The sequence below is a fragment of the Aminivibrio sp. genome, from assembly GCF_016756745.1.
GTDB lineage: Bacteria > Synergistota > Synergistia > Synergistales > Aminobacteriaceae > Aminivibrio.
The window spans coordinates 1-5349 of sequence record NZ_JAESIH010000094.1; the positions used below are offsets into that span (position 1 = coordinate 1).

Genomic DNA, 5349 nt, shown 5'->3' on the forward strand with positions numbered 1-5349 from the left:
ACCTCGAGGGTGGGAATCATGGACCCGCTGGGGATCCAGAACGCCTGAACAACAAACGTACGGAGCACGATAGCGAGGACGAGTGCCCACAGCACCGTCTCGATCGTCTCCCTCCACCATGGTTTTGCCGCTGCCGCCATCAGGACAACCTCCGTTTCCGATGTGCGCTCCTGAAAAAACGGGAACGCCGGTTTCTCTTTATACCCCGAAAGAAGGCGTCTTTCAATCCCGGGGAGGATCATCCCTGTAGGAAACCCTGCAGAAGGGAGTAACCACGATGTATTTCAGGGGGCGCCTGCGATCCGGTGATGATCCGGCTTCTATGGTGAACGCCGGGGAAATGGTGTTCCACTTCGGCGAGTAGGTGCAGAAAGCCATGACGGCGCTGCGGTTGGTGAACCAGACGCGCCCCTTTCCGTCATAAATTTCCTCGCTCCCGTCGGCCCACTGTATCTTCAGCCTTTTCTGGGGCACCGAGGGAGAAAGCCTGAAAACAAAGGACCTGCCCGAAAGCAGCGCCTTGTGGAAGACCCGCTGGAGCCACTGGGCGGCGTACTTGCCTTCCCGCACCGCAGTTTCGTCGGAAGGAGGCCCCGCAAAGGAGGAGACAAGGGCAACCGACGCGCCGCCTCCCACAATGAGACAGATCGCCAGGACCGCCAGCAATTCCGCAAGGGAGAAGGCTGATCCCCCAAAAAGGGGAGGCCGGTACCGGCCTCCCCTCCCGGTGCGCTCCATGCTTACCTTCCGCCGCTGATGGCCTCCGCCCCGAGGGCCAGGACCTTCATGTTGGCATCCTGGAACTTGGGAGGAGAAAGCTCCTTCACGGCCCGGGAGACCTCTCCGTAGGAAAGGCCGCTCACACCGGCGCCGCACATGGCCCCCATGAGAAGCACGTTGAGAAAGAGGAAATTCCCGCCCATGTGCTCCTTCAGCAGGGCATATCCCTCCAGCGAATGGACGGATATTTCCCTGTCCCGGATCATCCCGGCGAGAGAGGCGTTCTCCAGGGCGCCCCGATCATGGACGTTCACCACAAGACTGCCCTTTTTCTTCAGGAAATGGAGGTTCCGGACCGCCTCATTCTGGTCGAAGGCAAGGAGAATATCCGCTTCTCCGGCCATGACGAGGGGGCTTCGGTAATTCCCCACCTTGAAATGGCTGATCACCGACCCGCCCCGCTGGGCCATGCCGTGCACCTCGCTGCCGATGACCGATTCACCCCGTTCGAGAGCGACCTTTCCGAGGACCTTGCTCGCGAAAAGGATACCTTGACCGCCGATGCCCACGATGACGTACTGCATGTTATTCTCCCTCCCCGGAAGTTTCTCCTATGGCCCCGTGGGGGCAGACGGAGACACAGACCCCGCAGGAAACGCAAAACCGTTCGTCAATGTATGCCTTGTTCTTCTTCTCATCGAAGACGAGGCCGGGACAGTTGAAGAAATTGATGCAGAACTTGCAGCCGATGCACTTTTCCGGGTCCACCTTGACCTGGACCACCGGCTGCTGGGGACGGAGGAGCATGCAGGGGTGACGGAAAATGATCACCGAAGGCTCCGAACGGGACTTCGCGTGCTCCCAGGCTTCCTTCACGGCTTCCTTTCCAGCGGCGACGTCGTAGGCTTCGATGGTCCTGACGAAGGTCACGCCGCAGCCCCTGCAGACGGCCTCGATATCCACCTTCCGGCCTTCGTCGCCCTTCCTGAGCTTGTCGCCCACCGCAGGGTTCGCCTGTCCGCCCGTCATGGCGGTGGTGCTGTTGTCCAGGATGCCGAGAACAAAAGCGTGCCTGTTGTAAACCGCGCTCACGAGTCCGGGAATGCCCATGTGGAAGAATGTGGAATCACCGATGGTGCTCACTATGGGCCGGTCAGTCCCCGCCGCCTTATGGGCGAGGAAGAATCCCGAGCCCATGGTCACCGAGGCTCCCATGTCCATCACGGCGTCCACAGCCTTCTGGTTCACCCCGAGGGTGTAGCAGCCGATGTCCGAAGGGTTCACCGCGTTGGGCAGGGCCTGCCTGATGGAGAAAAAGCTTGCCCGGTGAGGACATCCTGGACAGAGCATGGGCTTCCGGGGTGTGATCTTCAGTTCTTCCAAGGCTTCCCTGAGAAGGGGGAACCCTTCTCCGGCGGTGTTGTCCATTCCGAGGATCTTTGCGAGAATGCCCGCGACAGTCTCCGGAAGGAGCTCCCCGGCCCCCGGGACCACCCCGTTCCACCGGCCGAGGATGCCTGTTTTGTCCGGAAGCTGCATTTCCATCACCGGGTAGGTTTCTTCGAGGAAAAGCACCTTCGGGTGGCGGGAAATGAAATCCGTCACCATCTTCACCGGCAGCGGATGGGGAGTGCCGATCTTGAGCACCGCCACGTCCTCCCGGCCCCACCCCTTCAGGATGTCGCTGACCACGGAGAAGCACACGCCCGAAGCCACGATGCCAAGGACGCTCTTCTCACGGGAGGGAACTTCGTAGTTGTACTTCCCGAACTCCGTCTCGAAGGCGGCCCGGATCTCCTCCACCTTGGCGTTCAGCCGGGGATGGTTCACCTTCACGCTGGCGGGAAGGCAGACCCACCGGGAAGGCTCCTTGTCGAACTTCACCTGTCCCTTCGGAGGGCGGAGATCTCCGAGTTCCACGTCCTGGCGGCAGTGGTCCACCCTCACGCTGGGCCGGAGCATGGTAATGATGCCGAACCGCTCTGAAAGGTCAAAGGCGTCGAAGACCATCTCCCTCGCCTCGGCGGCGGAACAGGGATCGAAACAGGGCACCTTTGCGAACATGGCGAAATACCGGCTGTCCTGTTCCGTCTGGGAGCTGTGGGGCCCCGGATCGTCGGCCACGACGAGAAGCATGCCGCCCTTGAACTGGAAGTGGGCGGCGCTCATGAAGGGGTCGGCCGCCACGTTCAGCCCCACCTGCTTCATGACTGCACAGGAGCGGGCACCGGTGAAGGAGGCCGCGGCGGCCACCTCGAAGGCTACCTTTTCGTTCACGCCCCACTCTACCGACATGGGAGAGCCCAGTTCGTCGGCGAACTTCGCCACAGCGGGCAGTATTTCGGAAGACGGCGTTCCCGGGTAGGCGGACGCCACAAGACACCCCGCTTCAACAATTCCCCTTGCGATTGCCTCGTTTCCCAACAATATGGCTTTCGTGCTCACTGTACGCGACACCTCCGTCATCCCGCAAGCGCCTCGATCCAGCGGCGCAGGGGGTTGTCTCCTCTCAGAAGCCTTCCGCTCCGGTCCACGAAGGCATGGCGGGTCCATCCCGAGGCGAGGGGCTTGCCGTCGGAGACCCGTTCAATACGGCATTCGAAGATTACGGACGATGCCTTCACTTCACCGATTTTCGTGAAAATGGTAATCTCGTCCTCGTACCGGGCAGGATGTTTATAGCGGCAGTGGGATTCCACGACGGGAAGAAAAATGCCCTCACCTTCCCAGTCGGCATAAGACTTGCCATGGGCGCGGCAGAATTCCGTCCGGCCCACCTCGAACCAATAGAGATAATTGGCGTAATAAGCGACTCCCATCTGGTCGGTATCGCCATACCGGACCCTCAGGGTGTACGGGTATTCGGAGGACATCGGAACTACCTCCTCTTCGGTGCGGATTCGGGCCTCCCGGGGAAAGGCTGCGAGGAATACACAGGAGTTAGGGAGGCAAGTGCGGTCTTTTCTGTAATTATATATAAATTCGCACCCTGAGGCAAGAAATTTTTATCATTCCGATGGTTTCAGGAGCAAGAAATAATTCTCACCTGCATTTATTCATGTGATCGGCCATAAGACAGTCCGATGGCACCACATCGTATCCTTTCCGCTCCAGTTCGGCGGCGAGCTCTTCATTCTCCGCCCCGGGCTGGAACCAGACCACGGGCCTGAAGGGCAGCCTCTCCAGGTCGGCCGCCACATTTCCCTGCTGTTTTGCCGAAAGGAACAGGGCGACCACGTCCACCTCTCCTTCGAGAAACTCGAGCCCGGCGGCGCAGAGGCGCCCCAGAATCTCCGTCCCGGCGTACCCCGGGTTCACGGGATAAAGGGTGAAGCCCGCCCCGGCAAGATAGTTCATCACCCGGAAGACGGGCCGGTCCTCCTTCGGCGAGGCTCCCACCACCGCCACCCGGGACGGGGTGCATACGAACCTCTCGAGAATCTCTTCTTTTTTCACCAGGAATCACCTCTCAGAAAAAAATCGGTCCACTCCCGTTCATTATACTCTCCCCCGAATTTGCGGACGCCCCCCTTCATCCGTTGGCAACAACGGAAAATACATGTATAATTTCCTCGTTCCGCGGAGGGCTGTCCGAGTGGTCTATGGTGGCTGACTTGAAATCAGCCGGGCGAAAGCCCCGGGGGTTCGAATCCCTCGCCCTCCGCCATTTTTCTCCAAAGCGGCAGCTTCGACAAACAAAGAGACGAAAGCCCCGCCGGTCAGCCGGCGGGGCTTTCGTGCAGCAGATGGTCAGCTTCGGAAGACAGTTTCGCCCCCCGCTACTCCACCACGTTTTCCAGGGTTCCGATCCCTTCGATCTTCACCTGCATGACGTCTCCCTTTTTCACGGGGCCGATGCCTGACGGAGTGCCGGTGATGATCACGTCGCCCGGCAGGAGGGTCATGACTTTCGAGATGTGGCTCACCAGGACGTCCACCGGAAAGATGAAGTTGCTCGTCCTGGAGCGCTGGACCTGCTTCCCGTTGAGGAACATGCCGATCTCGAGGTCGGAGGGGTCGATTCCGGCAACAATCCACGGCCCCAGGGGGCAGAAGGTATCGAAGGACTTGGACCGGGTCCACTGGCCGTCCCTGGACTGAAGGTCCCGGGCCGTGACATCGTTGGCGCAGGTATAGCCCAGGATGCACTCCATCGCCTCTCCGGGCTCCACTGAGGAGCACGTTCCGCCTATGACGACGGCGAGCTCGGCCTCGTAGTCCACCCGCTCCGACATGTGTTCGGGGTAGACCACGGGGTCTCCGTGAGCAATGACAGTGGTGGAAGGCTTCAGAAACAGGAGGGGTTCCCCGGGGATGGGAAGGCCCACCTCGATGGCGTGGTCCCGGTAATTCAGACCCACCGCCGCTACCTTGGACGGCTCCACGGGAGGAAGGAACCGTTCCGCCTCGTCCACCGAACCGAGGGCGGGCCCCCGGGTATATTCGCCGAACATATCCCCTTCCAGTCGGTAGATGATGCCGTTCTCCACCAGGCCCGTTTCCCTTTTTCCCTTTATGACGCACCGTACGAACGTTCTCTTCATTTTTCTCTCCTCCGGCTTGTTTCCCATGGATTATCCGACTGAAATACCGAGACAATTCTACCATAGAAAAAATGACCCTGAGAAA

The 5349-nt window shown here is 60.0% G+C and carries 7 protein-coding genes and 1 tRNA gene; 1 reads left to right on the top strand and 7 read right to left on the bottom strand.

Annotated elements, in window-relative coordinates:
• The 6 genes from JMJ95_RS13725 to JMJ95_RS13750 form a co-directional block, all read right to left on the bottom strand.
• Positions 1-140, bottom strand: a 140-nt coding sequence (locus tag JMJ95_RS13725; protein ID WP_290686490.1) for a S26 family signal peptidase, incomplete at its 3' end; no start/stop codon positions are given.
• Between the two features lie 82 nt (positions 141-222).
• Positions 223-738 (bottom strand): hypothetical protein, encoded by a 516-nt coding sequence (locus tag JMJ95_RS13730; RefSeq protein WP_290686472.1) that lies wholly within the window; start codon positions 736-738, stop codon positions 223-225.
• 2 nt (positions 739-740) lie between these two features.
• Positions 741-1304: a 2-oxoacid:acceptor oxidoreductase family protein gene (locus JMJ95_RS13735; protein WP_290686475.1), complete on the bottom strand. Its 564-nt coding sequence runs from the start codon at positions 1302-1304 to the stop codon at positions 741-743.
• 1 nt (position 1305) lies between these two features.
• A complete protein-coding gene (gene iorA / locus JMJ95_RS13740; protein ID WP_290686478.1) occupies positions 1306-3186 on the bottom strand; it encodes an indolepyruvate ferredoxin oxidoreductase subunit alpha in 1881 nt (626 codons plus the stop codon).
• Complete coding sequence (locus JMJ95_RS13745; RefSeq protein WP_290686481.1) at positions 3183-3593, bottom strand: thioesterase family protein; 411 nt, start codon at positions 3591-3593, stop codon at positions 3183-3185. The genes iorA and JMJ95_RS13745 overlap by 4 nt, the downstream gene beginning before the upstream one ends.
• A 169-nt stretch (positions 3594-3762) precedes the next feature.
• Positions 3763-4176: a CoA-binding protein gene (locus JMJ95_RS13750; RefSeq protein ID WP_290686484.1), complete on the bottom strand. Its 414-nt coding sequence runs from the start codon at positions 4174-4176 to the stop codon at positions 3763-3765.
• A 125-nt stretch (positions 4177-4301) separates the two neighbouring features.
• On the opposite strand from JMJ95_RS13750, the gene JMJ95_RS13755 reads away from it, so the two are divergent.
• Positions 4302-4387 (top strand) — tRNA-Ser (locus tag JMJ95_RS13755).
• Positions 4388-4499: 112 nt separating this feature from the next.
• On the opposite strand, the gene JMJ95_RS13760 is transcribed toward JMJ95_RS13755, so the two are convergent.
• The gene (locus JMJ95_RS13760; RefSeq protein WP_290686487.1) at positions 4500-5264 is read right to left on the bottom strand and encodes a fumarylacetoacetate hydrolase family protein; all 765 of its coding nucleotides are present in this window, start codon (positions 5262-5264) and stop codon (positions 4500-4502) included.
• Positions 5265-5349 lie beyond the last annotated feature (85 nt).